The organism is Amycolatopsis melonis (assembly GCF_040064235.1).
Lineage (GTDB): Bacteria > Actinomycetota > Actinomycetes > Mycobacteriales > Pseudonocardiaceae > Amycolatopsis > Amycolatopsis melonis.
The window spans coordinates 187,401-212,557 of sequence record NZ_JBDZYD010000017.1 but is presented as its reverse complement, the minus strand read 5'-3'; the positions used below and the strand labels follow the sequence as shown (position 1 = coordinate 212,557).

24 protein-coding genes are annotated in these 25,157 nt (G+C 71.4%); 15 read left to right on the top strand and 9 right to left on the bottom strand.

Annotated elements, in window-relative coordinates; translation table 11 throughout:
* Nucleotides 1-11 precede the first annotated feature (11 nt).
* From ABJI51_RS38575 to ABJI51_RS38565, 3 genes are all read left to right on the top strand, one after another.
* Nucleotides 12-2,273: a glycosyl hydrolase family 95 catalytic domain-containing protein gene (locus tag ABJI51_RS38575; RefSeq protein ID WP_348956103.1), complete on the top strand. Its 2,262-nt coding sequence runs from the start codon at nucleotides 12-14 to the stop codon at nucleotides 2,271-2,273.
* A gap of 69 nt (nucleotides 2,274-2,342) precedes the next feature.
* Entirely contained in the window at nucleotides 2,343-3,239 is an 897-nt protein-coding gene (locus ABJI51_RS38570; RefSeq protein ID WP_348956102.1) for a peptidylprolyl isomerase, read from the top strand.
* A 165-nt stretch (nucleotides 3,240-3,404) separates the two neighbouring features.
* On the top strand, nucleotides 3,405-3,971 hold the full coding sequence (locus tag ABJI51_RS38565) for a DinB family protein (RefSeq protein ID WP_348956101.1): 567 nt from the start codon (nucleotides 3,405-3,407) through the stop codon (nucleotides 3,969-3,971).
* An 8-nt stretch (nucleotides 3,972-3,979) separates the two neighbouring features.
* Here the strand turns inward: ABJI51_RS38565 and ABJI51_RS38560 are convergent, their stop codons facing one another.
* Both ABJI51_RS38560 and ABJI51_RS38555 read right to left on the bottom strand, forming a co-directional pair.
* Nucleotides 3,980-4,852: a PDR/VanB family oxidoreductase gene (locus ABJI51_RS38560; protein ID WP_348956100.1), complete on the bottom strand. Its 873-nt coding sequence runs from the start codon at nucleotides 4,850-4,852 to the stop codon at nucleotides 3,980-3,982.
* A gap of 1 nt (nucleotide 4,853) precedes the next feature.
* Nucleotides 4,854-5,474, bottom strand: coding sequence for an MSMEG_1061 family FMN-dependent PPOX-type flavoprotein (locus ABJI51_RS38555; protein ID WP_348956099.1), 621 nt, complete (start codon nucleotides 5,472-5,474; stop codon nucleotides 4,854-4,856).
* Nucleotides 5,475-5,531: 57 nt separating this feature from the next.
* Here ABJI51_RS38555 and ABJI51_RS38550 point away from each other — a divergent pair, with 57 nt between their 5' ends.
* Nucleotides 5,532-6,149 (top strand): TetR/AcrR family transcriptional regulator, encoded by a 618-nt coding sequence (locus tag ABJI51_RS38550; RefSeq protein ID WP_348956098.1) that lies wholly within the window; start codon nucleotides 5,532-5,534, stop codon nucleotides 6,147-6,149.
* On the opposite strand, the gene ABJI51_RS38545 is transcribed toward ABJI51_RS38550, so the two are convergent.
* From ABJI51_RS38545 to ABJI51_RS38535, 3 genes are all read right to left on the bottom strand, one after another.
* On the bottom strand, nucleotides 6,139-7,410 hold the full coding sequence (locus ABJI51_RS38545) for a right-handed parallel beta-helix repeat-containing protein (protein ID WP_348956097.1): 1,272 nt from the start codon (nucleotides 7,408-7,410) through the stop codon (nucleotides 6,139-6,141). The two genes, ABJI51_RS38550 and ABJI51_RS38545, sit on opposite strands and share 11 nt — an antisense overlap.
* A gap of 74 nt (nucleotides 7,411-7,484) precedes the next feature.
* Entirely contained in the window at nucleotides 7,485-8,387 is a 903-nt protein-coding gene (locus ABJI51_RS38540) for a phosphotransferase (RefSeq protein ID WP_348956096.1), read from the bottom strand.
* 1 nt (nucleotide 8,388) lies between these two features.
* Complete coding sequence (locus ABJI51_RS38535) at nucleotides 8,389-8,967, bottom strand: LuxR C-terminal-related transcriptional regulator (protein WP_348956095.1); 579 nt, start codon at nucleotides 8,965-8,967, stop codon at nucleotides 8,389-8,391.
* Between the two features lie 22 nt (nucleotides 8,968-8,989).
* Here ABJI51_RS38535 and ABJI51_RS38530 point away from each other — a divergent pair, with 22 nt between their 5' ends.
* Complete coding sequence (locus tag ABJI51_RS38530) at nucleotides 8,990-9,979, top strand: histidine kinase (RefSeq protein ID WP_348956094.1); 990 nt, start codon at nucleotides 8,990-8,992, stop codon at nucleotides 9,977-9,979.
* Here ABJI51_RS38530 and ABJI51_RS38525 read toward each other — a convergent pair.
* Nucleotides 9,921-10,652, bottom strand: a complete 732-nt coding sequence (locus tag ABJI51_RS38525) for a polysaccharide deacetylase family protein (protein ID WP_348956093.1) — start codon at nucleotides 10,650-10,652, stop codon at nucleotides 9,921-9,923. The genes ABJI51_RS38530 and ABJI51_RS38525 overlap by 59 nt on opposite strands.
* A 95-nt stretch (nucleotides 10,653-10,747) precedes the next feature.
* Here ABJI51_RS38525 and ABJI51_RS38520 point away from each other — a divergent pair, with 95 nt between their 5' ends.
* Together ABJI51_RS38520 and ABJI51_RS38515 are read left to right on the top strand one after the other, a co-directional pair.
* The gene (locus ABJI51_RS38520) at nucleotides 10,748-10,963 is read left to right on the top strand and encodes a helix-turn-helix domain-containing protein (protein ID WP_348956092.1); all 216 of its coding nucleotides are present in this window, start codon (nucleotides 10,748-10,750) and stop codon (nucleotides 10,961-10,963) included.
* Nucleotides 10,963-11,634, top strand: a complete 672-nt coding sequence (locus ABJI51_RS38515) for a Clp protease N-terminal domain-containing protein (RefSeq protein ID WP_348956091.1) — start codon at nucleotides 10,963-10,965, stop codon at nucleotides 11,632-11,634. Before ABJI51_RS38520 ends, ABJI51_RS38515 begins: the two co-directional genes overlap by 1 nt.
* Here the strand turns inward: ABJI51_RS38515 and ABJI51_RS38510 are convergent.
* Entirely contained in the window at nucleotides 11,621-12,427 is an 807-nt protein-coding gene (locus tag ABJI51_RS38510) for an NAD-dependent epimerase/dehydratase family protein (protein WP_348956090.1), read from the bottom strand. The genes ABJI51_RS38515 and ABJI51_RS38510 overlap by 14 nt on opposite strands.
* Nucleotides 12,428-12,452: 25 nt before the next feature.
* Nucleotides 12,453-13,262, bottom strand: coding sequence for an IclR family transcriptional regulator (locus tag ABJI51_RS38505; RefSeq protein ID WP_348956089.1), 810 nt, complete (start codon nucleotides 13,260-13,262; stop codon nucleotides 12,453-12,455).
* A gap of 150 nt (nucleotides 13,263-13,412) precedes the next feature.
* Between ABJI51_RS38505 and ABJI51_RS38500 the strand changes: the two genes are divergently transcribed.
* From ABJI51_RS38500 to ABJI51_RS38465, 8 genes are all read left to right on the top strand, one after another.
* Nucleotides 13,413-14,918, top strand: a complete 1,506-nt coding sequence (locus ABJI51_RS38500) for a sodium:solute symporter family protein (RefSeq protein WP_348956088.1) — start codon at nucleotides 13,413-13,415, stop codon at nucleotides 14,916-14,918.
* Nucleotides 14,919-14,968: 50 nt separating this feature from the next.
* Complete coding sequence (locus tag ABJI51_RS38495; RefSeq protein WP_348956087.1) at nucleotides 14,969-15,904, top strand: 5-dehydro-4-deoxyglucarate dehydratase; 936 nt, start codon at nucleotides 14,969-14,971, stop codon at nucleotides 15,902-15,904.
* Complete coding sequence (locus ABJI51_RS38490; RefSeq protein WP_348956086.1) at nucleotides 15,904-17,160, top strand: glucarate dehydratase family protein; 1,257 nt, start codon at nucleotides 15,904-15,906, stop codon at nucleotides 17,158-17,160. The genes ABJI51_RS38495 and ABJI51_RS38490 overlap by 1 nt, the downstream gene beginning before the upstream one ends.
* 4 nt (nucleotides 17,161-17,164) lie before the next feature.
* On the top strand, nucleotides 17,165-18,292 hold the full coding sequence (locus tag ABJI51_RS38485; protein ID WP_348956085.1) for a hypothetical protein: 1,128 nt from the start codon (nucleotides 17,165-17,167) through the stop codon (nucleotides 18,290-18,292).
* Between the two features lie 15 nt (nucleotides 18,293-18,307).
* Nucleotides 18,308-19,762 (top strand): aldehyde dehydrogenase (NADP(+)), encoded by a 1,455-nt coding sequence (locus ABJI51_RS38480; protein WP_348956084.1) that lies wholly within the window; start codon nucleotides 18,308-18,310, stop codon nucleotides 19,760-19,762.
* A gap of 657 nt (nucleotides 19,763-20,419) precedes the next feature.
* Nucleotides 20,420-22,753 carry a polysaccharide lyase 8 family protein gene (locus ABJI51_RS38475; RefSeq protein WP_348956137.1) on the top strand — a complete coding sequence of 778 codons (2,334 nt, stop codon included), beginning with the start codon at nucleotides 20,420-20,422 and terminating at the stop codon, nucleotides 22,751-22,753.
* Nucleotides 22,754-22,822: 69 nt separating this feature from the next.
* Entirely contained in the window at nucleotides 22,823-24,268 is a 1,446-nt protein-coding gene (locus ABJI51_RS38470; protein ID WP_348956083.1) for a flavin-containing monooxygenase, read from the top strand.
* A gap of 130 nt (nucleotides 24,269-24,398) precedes the next feature.
* Nucleotides 24,399-24,830, top strand: a complete 432-nt coding sequence (locus ABJI51_RS38465; RefSeq protein ID WP_348956082.1) for a DUF6294 family protein — start codon at nucleotides 24,399-24,401, stop codon at nucleotides 24,828-24,830.
* A gap of 170 nt (nucleotides 24,831-25,000) precedes the next feature.
* On the opposite strand, the gene ABJI51_RS38460 is transcribed toward ABJI51_RS38465, so the two are convergent.
* The gene (locus ABJI51_RS38460) at nucleotides 25,001-25,123 is read right to left on the bottom strand and encodes a ribosomal protein bL36 (protein WP_348956081.1); all 123 of its coding nucleotides are present in this window, start codon (nucleotides 25,121-25,123) and stop codon (nucleotides 25,001-25,003) included.
* Between the last annotated feature and the right edge of the window lie 34 nt (nucleotides 25,124-25,157).

The following is a 25,157-nucleotide window of genomic DNA, read 5'->3' as shown; positions in this document are numbered from 1 at the left end:
GAGGAGGTCGAATGGAGATCACCCGCAGGACGATGCTCGCCGGGCTGGCGGCGGCCGGGATCGCGACACCCGCGTACGCCGACGTCCCGGGCAGCGACGACTTCGGCTGGGCGGCGTTCCTGGCCACCGCGGACCTGCAGTGGCGGCGGCTGCCGAAGACCTGGTACGAGGGCCCGTTCCTGGGCAACGGTTTCCTCGGCTCGGGCATCTACGCCGAGCCGGGGAGCAACGCGCTCCGCTTCAACGTCCAGCACAGCCAGGTGCAGGACCACCGGCCGGAGTTCGGCTCGCTGTTCGGGCTAGCGCGGCTGCCCATCGGGTACTTCACGCTCGAACCCGCCGGGACGATCACCGCGATCGACTGGCGGCTGGACCTGTGGAACGCCGAGCTGACCGGGACGATCACCACCACGGCGGGCAGCCTGAGCCTGCGTGCGATCGTCCATACCAGACAGTCGCTGCTCGCCGTGGAAATCCGGCCCAGTGAAGGAGAACGCGGGTTCCGGTGGGTGTTCCACCCGGCGGTCGCGGTCAGTCCGCGTGCCGATCCCGTGTGGAACAAGCCGCCGCCGGACGGCTACACGGCGAATCCGCCGGTCCAGCGGTCCAGCAGCGGGGACGCCGAGCTGGCCGTCCAGCCGCTGCTGGCCGGGGGCGAGCACGTGACGGCCTGGCGGGAGGTGACGCGCGGCGGCACGCGCACGCTGTACACGTCCGTCGCGTGGTCGCATCCGGAGAAGACGTCGGTGGCGAGGGCACTCGGCACGGTTCGCCGGGCGCTGCCGTTCGGCGCGCTGACGTCCGAGCACCGGCGCTGGTGGCACGACTACTACCGGCGCAGCTTCCTGTCCATTCCGGACAGTCGCCTGCAGAGCTTCTACTGGATCCAGCTGTACAAGGTGGCGTCGGCGGCGCGGCGGGAGGCGCCGGTGATGGCGACCTGCGGGCCGTGGCTGGAGAACACGCCGTGGCCGGCAACCTGGTGGAACCTCAACGTCCAGCTCGAATACTGGCTCATCCACGGCTCCAACCACCTGGAACTGGACGCGGTCAGCTACGCGCTGGACAGGTACCGGGACAACCTGACCAGCCAGGTCGCGCCGCCGTACCAGGCCGATTCGGCGGGCATCCCGCGGACGACGGACATGACGCTGCGCAACGGCGTCGCCAACGCCACCAGCGGGTACCCGGTCGGCATCCCGGGCCGGGACACGCCGACCCCGGAGGTCGGCAACCTGACCTGGGCGCTGCACAACGTGTGGCTGTCCTACCGGCACACGATGGACGCGGGAATGCTGCACGGCACGCTGTTCCCGTTGCTGCGCAAGGCGATCAACTACTACCTGCACTTCCTCGCGCCGGGAGCGGACGGGAAGCTGCACCTGCCGCCGACGTTCTCGCCCGAGTACGGCGTCAACGCCCCGGACTGCAACTACGACCTCGCGCTCATCCGCTGGGGCTGCAAGACGCTGCTGCACACGGCACCCGGTGATCCGCTCGCGGCGAAGTGGCGGGACGTCCTGGCGAATCTGGTGGACTACCCGGCCGACGCCAACGGTTACATGATCGGCGCCGGGGTGCCGTTCGCGAAGTCGCATCGGCACTATTCGCACTTGCTGCAGATCTATCCGCTCTACGACGTCACCTGGGAGCAGCCGGAGCACCGGCAGATCATCGAGACGTCGCTCAACCACTGGGTCGGCTTCGAAGGTGCGCTGCAGGGTTACACCTTCACCGGGGCCGCGTCGATCTCGGCGCAGATGCTGCGGGGCGAGCAGGCCGCGTTCTATCTCGGCGAGCTGCAGCGGCGCTACCTCCAGCCGAACACGATGTACAAGGAGTCCGGGCCGGTCATCGAGACGCCGTTGTCGGCGGCGAAGTCGTTGCAGGACATGCTGGTGCAGAGCTGGGGCGGGGTGCTGCGGCTCTTCCCGGCGGTGCCGCCGTCGTGGGGCGACATCGCGCTGCGCGACTTCCGCACCGAAGGCGCGTTCCTGCTCAGCGCGTCGCGTGCCGGCGGGCGGACGCGGTGGCTGAAGGTGCACAGCGAGGCCGGGGCGCCGTGCGTGCTGCGGCCGGGCATCGACGGCGAACTGGTGGTGACGGACGCGCGTGGCCGCACCCGCCGCTGGCGCACCCTGCCGGACGGCGACGTCCAGGTGGACCTCGGGCGCGGCGAGGACGCGTTCGTGTACCGGAAGGGGGACAAGCCGGACTTCGGCGTCCGGCCGGTCGCGCCGGGCGGCGCCGCCCCGCCGTGGGGCCTGCCGTGATCGGCGGTTTCCGCCCGCCGAAGCCGTCGCGACGGCAGAATGGGGCTCTCCGACGAAGGGGGAGCGTGGATGAGCGAGCCGGGTGGCAGACCGCCGTACCAGTACCCGCAGTGGCAGCCGCCGGCGCCGCCGAAGAAGCTGTCCTCGGCGGCCACCGTGCTCGTCGCGGGCTCGGTCGTCGTGGTGATCGTGATGGTGCTGGCCTTCCTGGCCTGGGGCTACCCCGGATTCCTGCGTGAGCCGGACGGCCGCGCGGCCGTCGCCCCCGGCTCCTGGACCGGCGGGCCGCCGACGCTCGTGACCCCGACGACGGCGGTGCCGAGCACCCCGGTCTCGGTGCCGGGCGGGCGGGTGCCGCTGCCGACGCGGACCAAGCCGCTGGCGAACCCGGTGACGTGCGCGTTCACCCCCGACGCCGTCACGCCGGCGCCGAAGAAGGCGACGCTCCCGCCGGACGGCCCGGCACCGTCGTCCGGCACGGCAGGCGTGCGGCTGACGACGACCGCGGGCGACATCGGGCTCACGCTGGACCGCGCGCTGGCGCCGTGCACGGTGGTCAGCTTCCTGAGCCTGGTCCGGCAGGGGTTCTACGACGGGACGTCGTGCCACCGGCTGTCGGTGACGCCGGGCCTGCAGATGCTCCAGTGCGGCGACCCGGCAGGCGACGGAACCGGCGGGCCGGGCTACACGATCCGCGACGAGGTGTTCCCCGGCCTGACCTACGGCCGGGGCATCCTGGCGATGGCCAAGACGGCCGAGCCGGACACCGGCGGCTCCCAGTTCTTCCTGGTCTACGGCGACACGACGATCCCGCCGGAGTACACGGTGTTCGGCAGCATCGACGACCAGGGCCTGGCGGTCCTGGACCGCGTCGCCCGCGGCGGCGTCGACCAGTCCCGCCCGGGCCCCGGCGACGGCAGCGGTCCCCCGAAAATCCGGGTCACCTTGACCCACGTCACCACGTGACGAAAGGGGCATCACGCGTGATCCGGCGGGCATCATGCGTGATTGGCGGGGCATCAGCCTCGATGCCCCGCCAATCACGAGTGATGCCCCTCTGATCACGCGTGATGCCCGTCCGGGCCCGGAAAATCGGTGGCGCCGGGTGCGGGGGACCGTGATGATCCGGGCATGAGCGACGCAGCGCAGCCCGCCCGGACCTTCGGCTGGTGGGACATGTTCGTGCCTCCCGGCGACGATCCTCGCTCCGACGGCGGGTTCGAGAACTCCGAACGCGGGATTCTCGTCGGGTACCTGCACGACCGGCGGCTCACCCTGCAGCTGAAGTGCCGTGACCTCGACGCCGAGGGGATGGCGCGGCGCTCGGTCGAGCCGTCGAACCTCTCGCTGCTCGGCCTGGTCCGGCACCTGGCCGAGATGGAGCGGTTCTGGTTCCGCGAGGTCATGGCCGGGGAGAAGACTCCGCCGCACTTCCGCACCGAGGACAACTCGGACGCCGACTTCGACGACGTCGTGGCCGATCCGGCCATGGTCGAGGAAGCCTGGGCGACCTGGCGGGCCGAAGTGGAGTTCGCCGAGCGGTTCGTCGCCGAAGCGCCCGATCTCGGTATCCGGGGCAAGGACGAGGACGGCACGCCGTTGCGGGAGGTCCTCGTCCACATGATCGAGGAGTACGCCCGCCACAACGGGCACGCCGACCTGCTGCGCGAGCGGATTGACGGCCGCGTCGGGCAGTAGCCAGACAGTCAGACGTCCAGCACCAGCCGCGGGGACAGTGCCCGGGAGACGCACGGGTACATGCGGCCGTCCGGGGCGCCGATGTCGTCGCGGTGCTCGGGTTCACCCGCCAGCACGGCGACTTCGCAGCTGCCGCACACCCCTTCCCGGCACGCGGACGGCACCGCGCGCCCGGCGTGGTTCAGCGCGTCGAGCAGCGATTCGTCGGCCGGTACCGCGATCGTGCCGCCGGACCGGGCACACACCACCTCGAACGCCGTGTCCGGCCCGAACGTCCGCCGGGTGGGCTCGAACCGTTCGGTGTGCACCCGCGGGAACACCGCCTCGGCCTCGGTCACCATCGACGCCGGGCCGCAGCAGTAGACCTCCGCGGCCGGGAACTCCGCCGCCAGGGCGGCGAGGTCCGGACGGCCGAGCCGGACGCGGTCCCCGTACGTGGCCACCAGTTCCTCGGCGAACGGCCTCGACCGGCCCGCATACGCCAGCGTCACCGCGGCGCCGGACGCGACGGCGGCCCGCAGCATCGGCACGATCGGTGTGATGCCGATGCCGCCCGCGACGAACAGGTACTCCGGCGCCGGTCGGAGCGGGAAGTGGTTGCGCGGCAACGAAACCGAGAGTGTCCGGCCCGGCCGCAGGAACAGGTGGACGTACTCCGAGCCGCCGCGGCTGAGCGGGTCGTGGCGGACCGCGATCCGGTAGGCAGAGAGGTCGGCGGGATCGCCGCACAGCGAGTACTGCCGGGTCAGCCAGTTCGGCAGCTCAAGGTCGATGTGGGCGCCCGGCTCCCACGGCGCCAAGGGACCTTCGTCGCCGCGCAGGACCAGCGAGACGACGTCCTCGGTGAGGCGTTCGATGCGCTCCAGAACGGTTTTCTGCATGTCAGTACAGCTTCCGGTAGCCGTCTTCGAGGAGCTGGTCGAGCAGGGCAGGCTCGAGGCCCATCTTCTCCGCGGCGATTTCGCCCGCCGAGGGCAGTTCCGCCGCGAGTGCCTGGCTCGCCGGGTCCCACAGCCGCGAGCGGATCAACGCGCGGCCGCAGTGGAAGTACACCTGCTCGACGTCGACGACGATCGCCAGCATCGGCGCCTTCGCCTCGGTGCGCATCCGGGCGAGGACGTCCGGGTCGTCGGTGACGTACGCGCTTCCGTTGACGCGCAGGGTTTCCCGCATGCCGGGGACGAAGAACAGCAGGCCGACGCCGTCGTTCTCGGCGATGTTGCGGAAGGAGTCGGCGATCTTGTTGCCGGGCCGGTCGGGCAGGGCCAGGGTGCGCTCGTCGAGCACCTTGACGAAGCCGGGGTAGTCGCCGCGGGGCGAGCAGTCGGCGCGGCCCGCCGCGTCGGCCGTCGCCAGCGTCAGGAACGGCGAGTGCGCGATGAAGCGGCGGGCGTGGGCGTCGATGCGGTCGCCGATCTTGGCCTCGATCGTCGCCTCGGGGTCGCCCAGCCGGGCCCGCACCTCGGTCATGGAGACTCGGTGGAGCGTGTTTGTGCTGGTCATGCCACAATTATGAGCAATCACTCAGGTCTTGACTACTCGCTTTCCCTGGAGGCTTCCGTGCCGTCGGACCAGCGCCGCATCCAGCCGCGCAAGCAGCCACGACAGGTCCGCGCCGAGCTGACCCGGCAGCGGATCCTGACCGCGGCTGCTCACGTTTTCGCCGAGCACGGCTACGCCGCCGGCACCACCAACCGCATCGCCGAGCGCGCCGGGATCTCCATCGGCTCGCTGTACCAGTACTTCCCGAACAAGGACGCCATCCTCGCCGAGCTGCTGACCCGCCACCTCGACGACGGCACGGCGGCCGCGGTGCAGGTCCTGACCGGCCCGCTGCCCGAGTCGATCGAGGACGTCTTCCGCGTCTTCGTCCGGCTCGCGGTCGAAGCGCACCTCGACGACCCCCACCTGCTGCGCATGCTGCTCGAAGAGGCGCCACGCTCGAACGAGCTGCTCGAACGGGTCGGGAAGGTGAAGCGGGCCATGGTCGAGCACACACGCGACCTGCTGGAGAACCATCCCGAGGTCCGGGTCGCCGACACCGCCACGGCGGCGCGCCTGGTCATCGCGACGGTCGAGCTGGCCGTCCACGACCTGCTGGCCGAGCCCGACCCGATCGACGCCCGGCGGCTCGAGGACGAGATGGTCGCGATGCTGACCCGGTACGTCAGGGGGTGAACTGGTAGGCGCCCGCGTCGATCCGGGTGCCGACCGGGTTGCCGTCGACGTCGACGGCCGCGTACTTCGTGACGCCGAGGCCGATGGCGGGGCTGCCGGTCCGGAGGATGAGGTTGGTGGCGGAGGTGAACTTCGGGTCGGCGACCTTGTCCGTGGCGCCCGGGGTGAACTGCCGCTGGCCGCCGTAGAAGACGTTGTGGTCGGTCGCCGTCCAGCCGGTGTCGGCGTACCCGACCTTCATCGCGGCCTGGATGACGTTCTGGGTCAGCTTGAGCGTCTGGTTGGTGCAGCCGCCGTAGCAGACGAAGCCCTCGGACTCGGCGTGGCTCAGCCGGACCGAGTTGTTGCGGAAGATCGTGCCGGTGACCGGGCCGTTGCCGTCCTGGGCGCCGCGCGTCACGATGCCGCCGCGGGTCTTGCTGCCGAAGACGGCGTTGTATTCGAAGACGTTGTTGCGGGACACGCCGTCCGGGTCGTTCGCGTCGGTGCCCAGCTCGGTGAAGGACTCGTTGTCCTCGGAGATGTTGTGGTGGATGACGTTGTCCGAGCCGTAGAAGATCTCGACGGCGGCGCCGTCGAGCCCGCCGAAGTCCTCGCTCACCGCGATCGACCCGCTGATCCGGTTCCAGCCGATGTCGGATCCGTTGCCCTGCACCAGGATCGCGAACGCGCCGGAGTCGTCGTTGCCGCCGGGGGTCACCACGGTCATGTGGTTGTTGTCGACGAGGTCGTTCTGGGTGACCTCGGTGCCGTCGGCCGACGGCGCGATGTAGACACCCGCGCCGGCGCCGGTGATGTAGTTCGACAGCACCTTGTCGTGGTCGCCACCGACCTCGACACCGGCCCAGGAGCAGCGCCCGGCGTCGGCCGCGACACCGACCTGGAGATCCTGCACGGTGATGTAGTTGCCGGGGAGGTTGACGCACGCTTCCTGGTTGCCCTGAACGATCGGCCGCGCACCGTCGCCGTAGGCGCCGATGGTCACCGGCGCGGTGGCCGACCCGCTCCCGCGGACGGTCAGCCCGCCGGTCCAGGTCCGGCCGCGCCGCAGCAGCACCCGGTCCCCTGGCTTGAGTTCGGTCGCGCCGACCTTGGCGAGGGACTTCCACGGCGCGGCCTGGGTGCCGGCGGCGCTGTCGCTGCCGAGGGCCTGGTCGACGTAGTAGGTGTTCGGCGCGGCGACGGCGTCGGTCGCGGTGGCCGTGGTGGCGGCGAGGGCGGCGAACACGCCGAGCGAGAGCAGTTTCCACTGGTTCGACATGGCCCGCGACGGTAGGCCGGGCCCGTACACGCGATGTACAAGCCCGGATTTCGTTGCTTGCCGCGTGACGCCGGTCAGGCGTTTGCCCGGCGCAGGCGTTCGGCCGCCTGGGCGCGGACCGCCTCTCCGCACACCGGACGGTCGCCGTGGAGGGCCTCCCAGCGGGCGTTGTGCAGCGCGGGCCACAGGCTCGCCGCCCAGGCGATCTCCTGTTCCTCCGCGGTGAACCGGCGGCCGCGGAGTTCCTGGTAGGCCGCCAGGAACGCGGCAGAACTCTCGATCGGCGCCAGCGTCGGTGGCGAGATGCTGGCGAACGTCCCCGAGGCCGCGCCCGCCAGTGCCGCCTCCGGCTGCCATGCCAGGCTGTCCCAGTCGTCCACCGCGTGGATTTCCCCGCCGAGCCAGCGGAGGTTCTGGGCTTCGAAGTCGGCGTGGCCCAGCACGCTCGGCAGGTCCGTGGCCAGCAAACGCTTGCGTGCCCGCGTTGCCGTCTCGGCGATGAAGGCAGGCACCGCACTCTGGTCGCGCGCGTCGAGGAAGCCGATCGGCGGCCACAACCCGGGACCGGTGTGGTCCCAGCGTGCCCAGCGCGGGTTCGGCAGCGGTGGCGGGACCGCCACGCCGGCCAGCTCGGCCATCAGCCGGGCGAAGACCCGGGCGCAGCGCACGGCGACGTCCGGGGTGCCGCTCGGCAGCGGCGCGCCGCCGGGGAGGAATTCCTCCGCGTGCACGGCCATCGTGTCGGCCGGGTGCACCGGCGTGAGCGGTCGCGGGCACGGGAATCCCCGCCCCGCCAGCCGGGCCTGCGCGGCGACGCAGGCTGCGGTCCGGCCCTCGTCCTCCCGGGCCTTCACCACGACCTCGCGGCCGTCGGTCAGCCGCAGCCCGGTCACCGCCGACAGCGACCGTCGCTCGAACAGCACTTCGGACGGCTCGGCTCCCAGGTGGGCGAGGCACCAGCCGGGCAGCCAGTCCATCTCAGCGGTCCCGTGCCACGAGCGCCGCCTGGGTGCGGCTCGTGACCCCCAGCTTGGCCAGCACGTTGCCGACGTGCACCTTCACTGTGCGCTCCGCCAGGCCCAGCCGGGTCGCGATGTCGCGATTGGACAGTCCTTCGCCGAGCAGGTCCAGCACGTCCCGTTCCCGCGGTGTCAACGTTCCGCCCGCGCTCAGTGCCGCGGCCACCGCGGGGCTCAGCGCCGTGACGCCCTGGTGCGCGGCGCGGACGGCTGCCGCCAGTTCGTCGCCGGACGAGTCCTTCAGCACGAATCCCGCCGCGCCCGCGGTCAGGGCTTCGCGGATCTCGCGGGGACGGCCGACCGTCGTCAGCATGAGCACGCGCGGGGCCGGTGACGGCAGCCGGCGCAGGACTTCCAGGCCGTCCATGCCGGGCAGGTACAGGTCGAGCAGCACGACGTCGGCGTCCCCCGACGCGGCGAGCAGCTGCGGCCCGCTCGCGTACTGCGCGACGACGTCGATGTCCGGCTGGGCCGCCAGGATCAGCGCGATTCCCTCGCGCACCAGCGCGTGGTCGTCGACGACCTGCACCCGGATCATGCCCTCACTCTACTGTCGGCCCATGCGTCAGTCTCTCGTCACGACGGCGGCGGTGGCCGCGGTGTTCTTCGCCAGTGGCGCCTGGACGCCGCAGCAGGGCTGGCTCGCGGCCGCGCTCAGCGTGGTCCAGCTCGGCCCGCTGCTGTGGTCCCGCCGCGCCCCGGCCGCCGTGCTGGTCGTCGTGACACTCGCGACGGCCGGGCACCTGCTGCTCGACCAGCCGCGCAACACCATGTACGTGCCGGTGCTGCTTGCCCTGTACAGCACGCCCCAGCGGTGGCTCGCGGTGTCGGCGGCGCTGGTGGTCGGTGCCGCGGTGTTCCCGGCGAAGGGCCCGCTGGACGGCACGGTCCTCGCGGTGACGATCTGCGCGGTCGCCTGGCTGCTGGGCGCCGAACGCCGTCGCGCGCTGGCCGACCGGGCCGAGCGCGCCGCCCGGCGGCTGCACGACACGCTCGCCCAGACCACCGCCGTCATGCTGGTGCAGGCGGAAACCCTGCGCGCGGTCGGCAACCTGACCGACGCCGACCGCGCGCGCCTGGACACCCTGCTGGCCGCCGGGCGCGGCGCGCTCACCCTGGTCCGCCGCACCCTCGACGACCTGCACGACGACGCCGAGCGCGCCCCGGACCTGGCCGAGGTGCTGGCCCGGCTGCGCACCGCGGGCCTGGTGCTCGACCGCGACCCGGTGCTGCCCGCGCTGCCGCGCCCGGTGCGGGAGCTGGCCGAGCGGTTCGTCGCGGAGACCGCGGTGAACGCCTTGCGGCACAACGGTCCCGGTGTCCGGCTGAGGTTCGCCGTCGTGGCAGGCGACCCCGTGACGATCACCGCGCGCAACCCGCTCAAGGGGAACCCGTCCGCGAGCGGTGGTTACGGGCTCGCCGGGCTCGCGGAGCAGGCCGCGGCTGCCGGGGGAGCGATGTCGTTCGGGCCGCGTGACGGCGAGTGGGTCGTCAGTGTCGAGCTGCCAGCAGCTGGGACACGGTCACGAACCGGAAGCCGCGCTGCTTGAGCCGGTCGAGGAGCGGGCCGAGCGCCTGGCGGGTCGGCTCGCGCGCGGGGTACATCGCGTGCAGGAGGATGATCGATCCCGGCCGTACCCCGGCTTCGGTCGTCGCGATGATCGTGGCCGCGTCCGGGGTGCCCGCCGAGTCCGGCTCGACGTCCCAGGTGATCGTCAGCCTGCCGTGCCCGGCGAGGTAGCGGGGGAGGGCGAAGAGCTTCTTGCCGTTCGGCGGGCGGAAGTGGATCGGGCCGGTGTAGCCGGTGGTGCGGATGAGGGCGTCGGTGGCCTCGACCTCGTCGGCGACCCACGCGGGTGTCACGCCGATCATGCGCTCGTGGCTGAAGCTGTGGTTGCCGATTTCGTGTCCCGCGGCGGCGATGTCCTTGGTCGGCTCGGGGTGGGCGGCGATGTCCCGGCCGATGAGGAAGAAGGTTGCGGGCACCTCGCGGCTCTTGAGGGTGTCGAGGATCGCCTGAGTCCCCGCGGGATCGGGCCCGTCGTCGAAGGTGAGGGCGACGATCTTTTCGGTGGTCTCGACGCGGTTCACGAGCGTGCCGAAGAACTGGAAGGTCCGCGAGTCGGCGACCTGGAGCAGGGTGTACGCCCCGGCGACCACGACGACGAGCACGCTCGCGACGGCGACGGTCCAGCGCCGGGCCCGGCGGGATTTCAGGATCATGTCCCGCACCCTGGCGAGCCTCGCGCGGCACGGGAAGCCGCGAAGGTACTAGTACCTGCGTTGACGCTCTCGGCGTGTCAGCATATGCTGACGAAATGAGTCTCATGGCGGATCTGGAGCACACCGTGCGCAGCTCCGACCCGGACGTCGCGTTGCGGGCGGTCGCGCGGCTGCGGCGCCTGGCCGAGCAGCTGGAGACCGAGCAGGTGGCGGCCGCCCGGCGGGCCGGCTGGTCGTGGCAGGACATCGCCGACCGGCTGGGTGTCACCAAGCAGACCGTGCACCGCAAGCACCGTGGCCGGGAGGGCTGATGTTCGGCGGGGACCATCCGGCGGTCGGGCAGGTTTTCCGCCGCGCCGCCGAGCTGGCACGGGAGTTCGGGCACAGCCGCGTCGGCAGCGAACACCTCCTGCTCGCGCTCACGGAAGGGCCGCTGTCCGGCCTCACCGGGATCGAGCGGGCGGTGCACCTGGCGGCCCCCGACGGCGCGGGCGTGGCCGCCGACCGGGAAGCGTTCACGGCACTGGGCATCGATCTCGGCCCGCTGCCGGCCCAGCTGGCGGACCGGCCGCCGGCCAGGGAACCCCTCCTGCCACTCGGGGTCGCGCGGGTCCGGCGGCGATGTGCCCGCGCGAAGCCACCGATCGGCCTGGACGTCCAAGCGGCCTACGCGGCTTCGCTGCGTCTCGCACTGGCCCGCCGGGAACGTCAGCACCGCGTCGAGCACCTCGCGCTGGCACTTGTCGCGCTCGACCCCGGCACCGACTGGGTGCTGCGCACGGCGGGCGCGGACCGTCGTGCGCTGCTCGCGCGCCTGGCATCGGCGTTCCCGCCACCGCGGCGCAATCCGCTGCTCCGCGCCGAGCGGCGGGCCGGCTGCCGGGCGCGGTGCCGCGACATCGTCCGCCGCTACCAGCACACCACGGGCCGGATGGCGGTCACGCCGTCGGCCCTCTCGGACCTGGTGCTCAGAGCGGGTTGAAGACGCCCAGGGGAGCGGTGCAGAACGGCCCGCCGACGTACTCGGCCGCCGGTCCCGTCGGGGCCGGCTGGGAAGCCAGCTGGTCGGCGTACACCTCCGCGTCGTCCAGGGACTGGTACCCCAGCGCCTCCGCTTCGGCGAGGGAGTAGATCCGGCGCGTGTTGTCCGAGACGCCCCAGATCAGCCGGTACCCCGGCGAAGGCGCCGCCAGGCAGGCCTCGAACAGCCGGGCCGCGTCGTCGGGGGAGAGCCACGTCGTCAGGCCGCGCGGGCCCAGCGGCAACGGCGTTTCGAAGCACGAGCCGATGCGGATGACGATCACGTCCATCCCGAACCGCGAGTGGTACAGGCTGCCCAGTGCCTCGATTGCCGCCTTGGAGACGCCGTAGTACGTGTCCGGGCGCGGCGACGAATCCGCCGGGAGGTCCTCGTCGACCCGGCGGAAGCCGACCGCGTGGTTGCTGGAAGCCAGGATGACGCGCTGGATCCCGGCGGCTCGTGCCGCCTCCAGGACCGTGTGCGTTCCGTTGATGTTGACGTCCAGCGTTGCTTCCCACGAGTTCTCGCGGCTGTGCCCGCCCAGGTGGATCAGCGCGTCGACGCCTTCGCACGCCGCCGCCATCGCCGCCGGGTCGGTCACCGACGCCGTCACGACTTCCTCGGCGGGGTCCGACGCCGTCTGCGGGGCCAGGTCGAGCAGGCGCAGCACCCGGCCGGGGCGCCGCAGGCGGGGCCGCATCAGGGTGCCGACGACGCCCGCCGACCCGGTGATGAGCACGCGCTGGTCCGTCATGGGGTTCCTTTCACCGAGGGGGATCTCAACGGATGCCGGCGCGGCGCAGCTGCTGCCCGAGCTCGGCGGTGGTCTCGGCGAGCAGCTCGCCGACCCGGCGGGCGTCGGCGTCGCTCACCTGGGAAATCGGCATCGAGCAGCTGATCGCGTCGGTGCCGGGGATGCGGTAGGGGATCACCGCGGCCACGCACCGGACGCCGAGAGTGCCCTCTTCGACCTCGGCGGCGTACCCGCGTTCGCGCGTCTTCGCGCACTCTTCGTGCAGGGCTTCGAGCGTGGTGATCGTGTTCGGCGTCAGCGCGGCCAGCACCGGCGGCATCAGCGCCTCGATCTCGTCGTGCGTCAGCTCGGCGAGCAGGGCCTTGCCCAGCGCGGTCGCGTGCGCGGGCAGCGTGCGCCCGACGCGGGAGACCAGGTGTGTCGACCGCTGCGACTCCCGCGTCTCCAGGTAGACGACCTCGGTGCCGTTGCGGCGCGCGAAGTGCGCGGTGAAGCCGGTCTTCTCGCGGATGCGTTCCAGCGCCTCGGTGGCGAACGGGACGACGGCGTCGCGGTCGAGGTAGGCCGTGCCGCAGATCAGCGCGCGGACGCCCAGCCGGTAGCGCGCGGTGTTGGTGTCCGCCTCCAGCCAGCCCGCTTCCAGCAGCGTCCGCAGCAGGCCGTGCAGCGACGAGCGCGGAAAGCCCGTCCGCGCGTGCAGGTCCGACAGGGACAGCCAGACGTCGTTGGCCGCGAACGTCTCGATGAGGTCGACGGCCCGGCGCGCGGACTTGACGCCGGAGGACTCGGCCGGGGCGGCGGCGCCGTCGGCCGCGTTGTCCACCTTCTGCGGCATTTGTGCTCCTCCGTCCGGCCGTTGACTTGTGACTCCGGCCATATTAGCGTCCCGAACAACGTTCTTATGGATGAACATAATCACTATAACAGACTCCGTTCATGGATGTGAACACAACCGCATCGCCGTGGACGCGGAAGGGAGCCTGCGGTGCACGCACTCGACTGGACGATGATCTGCGCGTACTTCGCGCTGATGATCGTGATCGGCTGGTGGTCGCACAAGAGAATCAGCGACGTGAAGGACTTCTTCACCGCCGGCGGGCGGATGCCGTGGTGGCTGGCAGGCATCTCGCACCACATGTCCGGCTACAGCGCCGTGCTCTTCGTCGCGTACGCGGGCGTCGCGTACACCAGCGGCGTCACCGTGTACTTCTGGGGCTTCGCCAGCATCGGCATCGGCGTGGGCATCGGCAGCTGGCTGTTCGCCGCGCGCTGGAACCGCCTGCGCTCGAAGGTCGGCGTCGCTTCGCCGCTGGAGTACCTGGCCAAGCGGTACAACGTGCCGACGCAGCAGGCGCTCGCCTGGAGCGGCAGCCTGCTGAAGATCTTCGACATCGCCGCCAAGTGGTTCGCCGTCGCGACGCTGCTGCACGTGTTCGCCGGGCTGGACTACAACCTCGGCATCCTCATCACCGGCGCGGTCACCCTCGTCTACTGCACCATCGGCGGCCTGTGGGCCGACGCGCTCACCGACTTCGGCCAGTTCGTCATCCAGGCCATCGCCGCGGTCGTGATGATCGTCGTGGTGCTCGGCAAGCTGGGCGGCATCTCCGCGCTCTGGACGATGTGGGACAAGCTGCCCGAAGGCCACGTCGACCCGGTGACGTCCAAGTACACCACCATCTTCCTGCTCGTCTACGTGCTGGTGAAGACGCTGGAGTACAACGGAGGCATGTGGAACCTGGCGCAGCGGTACATGGCCGCGCCGAACACCCACGAGGCCCGGCGCGGCGCGCGGCTTTCGTCCGCCCTGTACCTGCTGTGGCCGCTGGTGCTGATGTTCCCGATGTTCGCCGCGCCGCTGCTGATCCCCGGCATCAAGGACCCGACGCAGTCCTACGCGATCATGACCACGACGTTCCTGCCGCCGGGCCTGATCGGCCTGGTGCTGGCCGGCATCTTCTCGCACACCATGGCGATGGTCTCCTCCGACGCCAACGCGATCTCCGCGGTGATCACCCGCGACATGATCCCGGCCGTGTTCGCCAAGGCCCGCCGGTGGACCGACGGACAGGGCCTCAAGGCCGCGCGGATCACCACGGTCGTGTTCGTCGCGCTGACCATGCTCGTGGCCACACAGGCGCAGAACCTCGGCGGCGTGCTGCAGATCGTCGTCAACTGGGTCGCCGCGCTGATGGGCCCGATCTCGATCCCGCTGCTGCTGGGCATGCTGCCGTGGTTCCGCAAGTGCGGCCCGCGGGCGGCGCTGGTGTCCTGGGCGGGCGGCCTGATCGACTACGCGCTGGTGTACTACGTCTTCAAGGCGAACCAGACGGTACTGGTCGCGACGCCGATCCTGGTCTCGCTCGTGTTGTACGTCGGTCTCGGCCTGCTCGCGCCCGAGCGCAGCGCGGCCGCCGACGAGATCGTGGACTCCGTGAACGCCGACGACGATGTCGACCGCACGAAGGAAGGCACGACCGTGCCCGCCTGACGACGGCCAGACCCGGCCGGAACCGAACAAGGACGAAAGAGCGGAAACTGATGGCACAGAACGAGATCGAGCTGGACGGCCTGCTGGCGTTCCCCCTCACCCCGTTCACCGAGGACCTCGAGGTCAACCTCGACGCGCTCGCGGAGAACGTGGAGAGTCACATCGCGGCGGGCGCCGGTGCGCTGTTCGTGGCGTGCGGCACCGGCGAGTTCAGCTCGCTCTCGCCCGCCGAGGTCGCCGCGGTGCTCGCCAGGGCCAGGGAGGTGGCCGCCGGCCGCGTCCCGGTCTGGGTGGGTGCCGGGGGCGGCGCGGCGTCGGCGCGGGCCGGTGTGGCGGCGGCGCAGGCCGGCGGCGCCGACGGCGTCCTGCTGCTGCCGCCCTACCTCGTCACCGGGCCGCCGTCGGGCCTGGTGGACTTCGTCCGCTACGCCGTCGGCGACTCGTCCGTGCCGGTGATCGTCTACCACCGCGGCACCGGCGTCTTCACGCCGCCGACCGCGGCTTCGCTGCTGGACATCCCGTCGGTCGTGGGCTTGAAGGACGGCTACGGCGACGTCGAGTGCATGACCCGGATCATCACCACGATCCGGTCGCTGGACACCGAGCGGGCGCGGAACTTCCTGTTCTTCAACGGGTTGCCGACCGCCGAGGTCTCGGCCAAGGCGTACGCCGCGATCGGCGTCGCCCGGTACTCTTCGGCGGTGCACTGCTTCGCGCCGGAGATCGCGCACCGCTTCCACCGCGCGCTCGCCGAGGGCGACACGCGCGTGATGGACGCCCTGCTGGCCGGGTTCTACCTGCCGCTGGTGGCGTTGCGGGACGAGACGTCCGGCTTCGCCGTTTCGCTGGTGAAGGCCGCCGCCCGGCTGCGCGGCGACAAGGTCGGCCCGGTCCGGCCGCCGCTGGTGGAGCCGACGCCGGAGCAGATCCGCCGGCTGGAGAAGATCGTGGAGGACGGCTTCGTGACGCTGAAGGGGCTCGCCTGATGCAGATCCTCGACGTGGTGCTGACCCCGGTCGCGTTCGCCGACCCGCCGCTGCTCAACGTCATGGGCGTGCACGAGCCGTTCGCGCTGCGCAGCGTCGTCCAGGTCAAGTGCGAGGACGGCGTCGTCGGGCTCGGCGAGTCCTACGGCGACGAGGCGTTCCTCGGCGAGGTCCGCAAGGTGCTGCCGCGGCTGCGCGGGCACGACGTGTTCGACCTGCCCGGCCTGCAGCGGCTGGTCGCGGAGGCGTTGTCCGACACCGTGCTGACCGACGCGCACGGCCTGATCGGCGGGTTCTCCATCCGCAAGACCATCGCGAGCGTGTACTCGTTGTTCGAGGTCGCCTGCCTGGACGCGCAGGGCCACTACCTGGGCCGTCCGGTGACCGACCTGCTCGGCGGCAGGACCCGCGACGCCGTCGAGTTCTCCGCGTACCTGTTCTACAAGTACGGCAGGCACGCCGACGGCCGCGAGGACTCCTGGGGCGAGATCACCACGCCCGAGACTCTGGTCGGGTCGGCGAAGCGGATGGCCGACGAGTACGGCTTCAAGTCGATCAAGCTCAAGGGCGGTGTCTTCGAGCCCGCGCAGGAGGTCGACGGGATCCGTGCGCTGGCCGAGGCGTTTCCCGGGCACCCGCTGCGGATCGACCCGAACGGTGCCTGGACGGTCGAGACGGGCATCCGCGTGGCGTCCGAACTGGACGGTGTCCTGGAATACCTCGAAGACCCCACGCCGGGCATCGAGGGCATGGCGCGGGTCGCCGCCGAGGCGTCGATGCCGCTGGCCACCAACATGTGCGTGGTCAACTTCGGCGACATCGAGCCGGGCTTCCGGGCGCGGGCCATCGGCGTGCTGCTGTCGGACCACCACTTCTGGGGCGGCCTGCGGTCCACGCAGGCGTTGTCGGTGACGTGCGAGAGCTTCGGCGTCGGCCTGTCGATGCACTCCAACAGCCATCTCGGGATCAGCCTGGCCGCGATGGTGCAGGTCGCCGCGGCGACGCCGCACCTGACCTACGCCTGCGACACGCACTGGCCGTGGAAGGTCGAAGACGTCGTCGAGCCGGGCGTGCTGGAGTTCCGCGACGGCGCGGTCGCCGTGCCCACGACCCCGGGGCTGGGCATCACGCTCGACGAGGACGCGCTGGCGAAGCTGCACGAGAACTACGTCCGATGTGGACTGAAGAAGCGCGACGACGTGACGTACATGCGGAACTTCGTCGAGGGTTTCGAGCCGAACACGGCGAGGTGGTGACCCGGTGAAGGTGACCGGCTACGCCTATCCCTGGGACGTTCTGGAACCCGGCTTCGTGGCACGGGTCCGGGCGCTCGGCGTCGACGAGGTGGCGGTCGCGCTGTCGTACCACAGTGCGCGTGCGGCGACGCCGTGGTCGGCGTCGCGGACGGCCGTCGTCGCCCGGCGCGCGGCGTTCTACCGGCCGGTTTCCGGGGACTGGGGCAGGCTGCGTCCGTCCACTCCGGACTGGATTTCGACCCCGGACTCCGGTGGCGACGCCGTCCGGCTGCTCAACGAGGCCGGGATCCCGGCGGCCGCATGGATTGTGCTGACGCACAACTCGCAGCTGGGCTACGAGCACCCGGACGTCGTGGTGCGCAACTGCTTCGGCGAGACCTACCCGTGGGCGCTGTGCCCGTCGCAGCCCGCGGTGCGCGAGTACGCCGCGAAGGTGACCGCCGAAGCCGTCGCCGGGCTCGACCTGGCGACGGTGATCCTCGAAGCGTGTGGCCCGCTCGGCGCGGTGCACCAGCACCAGCACGAGAAGACCGACGGCGTGTGGGCGCCCGCGGTGGCCCGGTTGCTGTCGATCTGCTGCTGCGACGCCTGCGCTGCGGGCTGGGAAACCGACGCCGATGCCGTCCGCGCCCAGCTCGTCGAGGAGGTCCGGCGGCTGATCGCCACCGGAGATCTGTCGGTGACGGGCGACCGGCTTCCCCCGGAGCTGACCCAGCTGCTGCTGCGCGTCCGGCAGCAGGCGACCGACGAGCTGCGGGCCGCCGTGCTGGCCGCGCTCCCGCCGGGGGTGCGGATCGTGCTGCACGGCGCGCTCGACCCGTGGGTCACCGGCGCGCTGCCCGGGCTGACGCCGTCCGCGCCGGATGACGTCGACGCGGTCGTGCTGTTCGGCTGGATGCCCGCCTCGGGCGCCGAGGCCGTCGCCGCGGCCCGGGAGGCGTTGCCGGAAAAGGTCACGATCGGCAGTTACATCACCGCGGTCGCCGCCACGCCGGTGCCGGACGTCGCCGCCTACGTCGGCGAGCTGGCCAAGGCGGGTGCCGGCGAGCTGCACCTGTACCACCTCGGACTGGCCGGTCCGGGCCGCTGGCCCGACCTGGAAACGGCCACCGCCGCCGCCCACGAAAACTGAGGAGCTGTTCCACCCATGAGCCAGGCCACCGACGCCGCCACGCTCGAGAAGATCCTCGCGGGAGCCGCCTCGGCCGCCCGCCCCGCCGCCGCGGCCACCCCGGCCGAGCGCGCCCGCTGGCTGGCCGCGGCCGCCGACGCCCTGGACGCCGCCGCCGAGGAGCTGATCGCGCTCGCGCACCAGGAGACGCACCTGCCCGCCACCCCGCGGCTGGCAGGCGAGCTGAAGCGCACGACGTTCCAGCTGCGTCTCTTCGGCGAAGTGCTCGAGGACGGCGAGTACCTCGGCGCCACCGTCGACCATGCCGACCCGGAGTGGCCGATGGGCCCGCGTCCGGACATCCGCCGCGTGAAGACCGCGATCGGCCCGGTGCTGGTGTTCGCCGCGAGCAACTTCCCGTTCGCGTTCAGCGTCGCGGGCGGGGACACGGCGTCCGCGCTCGCCGCGGGCTGCCCGGTCGTGCTCAAGGCGCACCCCGGCCACCCGGAGCTGTCCGCGCTGACCGGCCGGATCGTGCGCGAAGCCCTGCTCGGCGCGGGCGCGCCCGAGGGCGTCTTCGACGTGATCTTCGGCCAGGAGGAAGGCGTCACGGCACTGAAGGACCCGCGCATCGCGGCGGCGTCGTTCACCGGGTCGATCCCCGGCGGGCGGGCGTTGTTCGACATCGCGAACGCGCGGCCGAGGCCGATCCCGTTCTACGGCGAGCTGGGCAGCGTCAACCCGGTCGTGGTGACCGAGGCGGCGATCGCCGCGCGCGGGGAAGCCGTCGCCAAGGGCTACGCCGGGTCGTTCACCCTCGGCGCGGGCCAGTTCTGCACCAAGCCGGGCCTGCTGTTCCTGCCCGAGGACCACGGCCTCACCGAGACGCTGCGGTCGGCGCTGGCCGGGGCCGCGGCCCAGCCGATGCTCAACGACCGGATCGCGGAGGGATATGCCGCGAAGCTTGCCGCGCTGCGCGAGGCCCCGGGCGTCGAGGTCGTGTCTTCGTCGGAGTCTGCTGCGCCGGCGTTCACACCAACGCTGCTGGCGACGACGGGCAAGCAGTTCCTCGAAGGCGGAGCGGCGGTGCACGAGGAGTGCTTCGGCCCGGCGTCGCTGATCGTCACGTACACCGACCAGGCCGAGCTGCTGAGCCTGCTCGACGTCCTCGAACCGGGACTCACCGCCACAATCCACGGCGAGGAGTCCGAAGTGGACTGGATCCGGCCACTGCTGCCGGCCCTGTCCCGCATAGCCGGACGGCTGCTGTGGAACGACTGGCCCACAGGGGTGACGGTGAGCTGGGCCCAGCACCACGGAGGCCCATACCCGGCAACAACGGCCCCGACGACGACCTCGGTCGGTACTGCGGCGATCGAGCGGTTCCTGCGCCCGATCGCCTGGCAGGGCTTCCCGGACGCCCTGCTCCCCGAACCCCTGCAGGAGGCCAACCCCTGGCAGCTACCCCGCCGCACCGACGGCTCCCGCTGACCCCGCTGAGCCCGCTAGCCCATGACCCGCTGACCCCGCCGCACTGACGGCTCCCGCTGAACGGCTAACCCACTGAACCGCGAACCTACTAACCCCGCTGACCCCCGCCGCGCTGACGGCTCCCGCTGAACGGCTAACCCCGCTAACCCACTGAACCGCTAACCCACTGACCCCGCGGGGGCGCCCCCCCGTTTTCCACTTTACCGCTTGGCACCGACAGTTTCCGGTGCCGCCGACGGCGCCGCCAACTCGGTGCCACCGGACCCGCGGGGGCGCCCCCGGTTTCCACTCTACCGTTCGGCACCGACAGTTTCGGTCGCCGAAAGCCCTGAAGGCCACCTTCAGGGCACCAGGCCCCGATCCACCGAAGCCTGACCGAAGAATGCCTGGCCGGGTGGTCTGCCGCGGCTGGTCGTGAGTGGCGATTCGGGTTAGAACCCGAATTACCACTCACGACCAGACTGGCGGCGGGCCCCGGGTCGGCTGAAGGGCGCTCTGGCGCAGCGAAAGGGACTTTCGTCGCGTCAGACGCCAGGAACGTCCCTTTCAGCGCATGCCGTGCACTGAAGGGGTCCGTCAGAGAACAAAATCCGCCGCCGCACAACTGAATCCGTTCCCCGCAAGCCAAGGATGTCTTGATCCTGGGAAGGCATGGTCATGCCCGTGAACCGGAGAAATGTCCTGCGCGGTGGCGCCCTGGCGGCCGCTTCCACCGTGCTCCTGAACCGTCCGGCCGTCGCTGTGCCGAGAACGAAGGCCGCGCTCTCGCCGATCGTCGCGGCCTACCGGCAGTTGCAGACCGGGATCAACCGGCCGTCGCCGGAACGCGCCGCGGCGCTGGTGAACCTCAGCCGTGTTGCCAAGGCCTACAACGCCGGCATGTCCGTCGCGGGCGGTGGTGCTCCACTGTGGACGGACCTCCCGCTCGGCCCCGGCAGCGACTACACGACATCGATGTACGCCCGGCTGCGGGCGATCGCCGTCGACTGGGGCACGCCCGGCAGCGCGCTGGCCGGTGACCCGGACGTGCTCGACCGGATCAAAGCCGCGCTGGAACTCCTCTATGCCAGCCAGTACAACGAAAACGTCGGCGAGATCGGCAACTGGTACACCTACGAGATCGGCATCCCGTACTACCTGCTGCACACGCTGTCGGTGGTCGCCGACCAGCTGACCGCGGAGCAGCTGGCCCGCTACCTGCGGCCCATCAAACGGTTCGTCGGCGACCCGAACCGGCGCGCGAACAACGCGTCGGTCATCGAGACCGGCGCCAACCGCGCGGACAAGGCGCTCATCTCCGTCGTTGCCGGGGCGATGCTCGGGGACACCCCATGGATCAGGACCGGCATCGACGCCCTCACCGACGTCGCGGGCGGGGGTGCGGCGAGCGTCGTCGCGAAGCTGGACCGGGCCGCGGGTGACGGCTTCCACGTCGACGGCTCGTTCATCCAGCACGACACCATCCCGTACCCCGGCCACTACGGCATCGTGCTGCTGACCGCGCTCGCCGGGGCCATCCACGTCACCCAGGGCACCGAACACGCGCTGCCGCAGCCGTTGAAGGACAAGATCTACACGCTGGTCGCCGACAGCTTCGCGCCGTTCGTCCACGCCGGCGCGCTCATGGAACCGGTGCGCGGGCGGATGCTGTCGCGTCAGGGGGAGACCGGGCACGACATCGGCCATCAGCTCACGGTGGCGACACTGGTGCTGGCCCGGACCGCCTCGGGCAAGACGAAGGCCGACCTCAACGCGCTTGCCGCGAAGTGGATCAAGGAAGGGACTTACGCGCCGTTCCTCCAGATCCCGGACCCCGAGCGGTTCGCGCCCGGGCCGGACCTGGTGGGCACGCCGGGCATCGAGTTCGCGCAGGACATGCTCGCGGCCGGGACCCGCCCGGCGCGGGTGACCGCCGCACACCGCGTCTTCGGCCAGCAGGACCGGATGGTGCATGTCACCGAGGGCTGGTCGGCGTCGCTGGGCGTCAGCTCGACGCGGATCTCCCGCTACGAAGCCATCAACGGGCAGAACCTCAAGGGCTACCACGTCGGCGACGGCGTGCTGTACACGTTCCTGCCGAACGCCAAGGGCCACTACACCGACGCCTACTGGCCGACGGTCGATCCGCTGCTGCTGCCGGGCACGACGGAGAACGACGGCCCGCCCGACCCGAAGTTCGGCGGCGTCCCCCTCGGCCCGAACGCCCACACCGGCGGCGTCCGCTGGGACGCGCGGCACGGCGCGCACGCGTTCGCCTTCACCTCCTGGGACGGGTCGCTGACCGCGAAGAAGTCGTGGTTCTTCACCCCGGCCGGGATCGTGTGCCTCGGCGCCGGGATCACCAGCACGTCCGGGTACGCCGTGCGCACCACGATCGAGAACCGCAACCTCGGCGAGGGCGGCGGCGGTGCGCTGCTGGCGGACGGCCGCCGGGTCCCCACCGACCTCGGCAAGGCATCCTCGCTGCGCAATCCCCGGTGGGTGCACCTGGCCGACGTCGGCGGGTACGTGCTGCTGGACGACGCCGCGGTGACCGCGCTCCGCGAGGACCGCACGGGCACGTGGCGCGGCATCGACACCGGCGCCAACACCAAGGGCTCCACGACCCCGTACACGCGCCGGTACCAGAAGCTGGTGCTGGAGCACGGCGTCCGGCCGTCCGGCGCGACCTACGCCTACGCGGTCCTGCCCGGCGCCTCGTTGGTCGAGACGTTCGCGGCGGCGTGGGCGTGGCGCGTGCGCGCGAACACGCCGGTCGTCCAGGCGATCCGGCTGCCCGAGGGTGTCTTCCTGGCGAACTTCTTCGCGGCGGGCTCGGTGGACGGCGTGAGCGTCTCGGGGCCCGCGTCGGTGGCGGTCGGGCGCCGCGAGCTGGCGGTCGCGGACCCGACGCAGCTGCAGGACAGCGTCACGGTGACCGTGCACGGCAAGGCGGTGACGGTGCCGCTGAAGGGCACGTTCGGCGCCACCAAGGTGGTGCCGCTGCCGTGAGACCTCCCCGCCGGGCCGGTGCCCCGACCCGGTCCGGCGGGGTCCCCACCTCGGGTTAGGCTGGCTTTCATGACCACCGCCGAGCACGTCGACGTCCTGATCGTGGGCGCCGGGCTGTCCGGCGTCGGCGCCGCCTGCCGGGTGCAGGAGCGGCTGCCGGGCCGGACGTACGCGGTCCTGGAAGCCCGGGACGCGATCGGCGGCACCTGGGACCTCTTCCGCTACCCGGGCATCCGGTCCGACTCGGACATGTTCACCCTCGGCTACCCGTTCCGGCCGTGGAAGGACCCGAAGGCGATCGCGGACGGGCCGTCGATCCTCGCCTACATCCGCGAGACGGCCGCCGCGTCCGGGGTCACCCGGCACATCCGCTTCGGGCACCGGGTGGTGCGGGCGTCATGGTCGTCGGACTCGGCGCGGTGGACGGTCTCCACGGCGCACGGCGCGACGTTCACCTGCCGGTTCCTGTACCTGTGCAGTGGTTACTACTCGTACGAGTCGGGGCACGTCGTCGACTTCCCCGGGCGGGAGGAGTTCCGGGGCGAGATCGTGCACCCGCAGCACTGGCCCGCTTCGCTCGACTACACCGGCCGCCGGGTGGTCGTGATCGGCAGCGGCGCGACGGCGGTGACGCTGGTCCCGGCGCTCGCGGCGGAAGCGGCGCACGTGACGATGCTGCAGCGGTCGCCGTCGTACATCGTGGCGCGGCCGGGGCACGACGCGCTCGCCGACCGGATGCGTGCCGCCCTGCCGGAGCAGCTCGCGCACCGGCTGGTGCGCGCCAAGAACGTCGTGCTGGGCACGCTGTTCTTCCAGCTGATGCGGCGGCTGCCGCGCCGGGCGGCGCAGGTGCTGCGCAAGCGCGTGGCGGCGCAGCTGCCGACGTCGATCCCGGTGGACCCGCACTTCGTGCCGTCGTACAACCCGTGGGACCAGCGGCTGTGCCTGGTCCCGGACGCGGACCTGTTCCGCGCGCTGCGGTCGGGCAAGGCGGACATCATGACCGACCGGATCGAGCGGTTCACCCCGTCCGGCGTGCGGCTGTCGTCCGGCCGCCTGCTCGAGGCGGACGTCATCGTGACCGCGACCGGGCTGAACCTGGTGGCCTTCGGCGGAATCGCGCTCGAGGTCGACGGGCGCGCCATCGAGCCGGGGGAGCAGCGGGTCTACAAAGGACTGATGTTCGGCGGCATCCCGAACCTGGCGTGGTGCGTCGGCTACACGAACAACTCGTGGACGCTGCGGGCGGATCTGGCGTCGCAGTACGTGTGCCGCCTGCTGTCCTATCTGGACAGTCGTGGCTTCGCCTACTGCGTCCCGGACCCGGACGCGGCTTCGGCGGCGGGCAGGCCGCGCCCGATCGTGGACCTGCAGTCGGGGTACATCCGGCGGGCCGCTTCCGGCCTGCCGAAGCAGGGCGGGAAGCGGCCATGGATGATGCGCCAGAACTACCTGCTGGACTTCGCCGACATGCGCTTCACCCGCGTCGACGACGGGGTGCTGCAGTTCGGCTGAGGTGACTTTCGGGCAGTGGAAAGATCGCCTCTGCGGGTGGAATACCGTGTCCGTTGGCTCCTGGTCGGCGATTTTCCGCCGTGTCACCGTGGTGAGCACACGCCATCACGTGATCAGGGAGGAAACACTGATGCGACTCGGAACCTTGGTGAAATCGGCGGCGGTCGCGCTGGCCGTCCTGGGCGGCGGCCTGGCGGTCACCGCGCCAGCGTCGGCCGCGACCGGCACCGCCTTCACCGTGCCCAACGACCTGCACGCGGGCGACTGCACGATGTTCCACGGTGCGACGTGGGTGCTGAACTCGGACGGAACGGCCTCGTTCGACGGGACGGTCACCAGCAGCGACGACCGGGACGCCTGGCTGATGACGGTGCACGTGATGGACCACAACGGCGCCGAACTCGGCCTGGTGGGCAACAGCTTCCCGAACACGCCGGACCCGAACAAGTTCGCCCAGAACATGCCGGACAGCAGGCTCCAGTACCGGTGGCTGGCGACCGGTCACTTCCCGGCGTCCTGGTACGGCCTGATCGGCTACCTGCGGCTCGAGAACCACTGCTGACGGGGTCCGCACCGGTCGTGGGGGGGGGCAAGCTTTTTTAAAAAAGTGTTTTCAAACCCCCCACCACCGGCGTCGGGGGGCCGCCCCGGTGGTTAGTGACAAACTGTTTAAAAACCCTGTTTCTCACTCACGACGAGCCGCGGGAGAGTGGTTGCGCGTGGCGCGGCTACTCAGCCCTGGCGGGCCTTCGCGCGCGGGGTGTCCTTGTTGATCACGAACACCCGTGTGCCGCGCCGGATGACCTGGGCGCCGGGCTGCCGGGCGAGCGACCGGAGCGAGCTGCGGACCTTCATGGCGAGCCGTCCTTTCCGCGGGAGCTGTCCCGCA